1 protein-coding gene is annotated in these 388 nt (G+C 48.5%); it reads right to left on the minus strand.

Annotation, left to right across the window (positions count from 1 at the left end; translation table 11 throughout):
• A partial coding sequence (locus INT22_RS07050; protein ID WP_193067945.1) for an aldehyde dehydrogenase family protein occupies positions 1–184 on the minus strand: 184 nt, incomplete at its 3' end.
• Positions 185–388 lie beyond the last annotated feature (204 nt).

Consider the following 388-nt stretch of genomic DNA (forward strand, 5'->3'; position numbering starts at 1 on the left):
CCCAGCCATGTCCTGCTGCCTCTGCTGCGGCAACTGCTGCCCGTGCACCATCAGCATCCAGGTCAGGGACTTCTGCTAATAGCTCACCATTTGCCGGATTAGTGACCGCAAAGCGCTTGTCAGCACCGCACCACTCTCCGCCAATAAATGCGTCAGGTATCAAAATATCGGGTAACTCACTCATCTTGTTTTCCTTTTTGCCATGACATTAGAGCGTGCTCTCAAACGCTGGCCGCGCCTCCCACGAACTCGCTACAACGCCATTGCCTGTACTTCCGAAAGCACTAGCGAGCCAGCTTCTTCATTTTCAGATAGGCAGCATCAACCGTAATGACTAACAAAATATCTACATTTACAAAAAACGTCAAAATATATTTTTAGCAAAATC

The organism is Halomonas sp. 3D7M (assembly GCF_014897885.1).
Classification (GTDB): domain Bacteria; phylum Pseudomonadota; class Gammaproteobacteria; order Pseudomonadales; family Halomonadaceae; genus Vreelandella.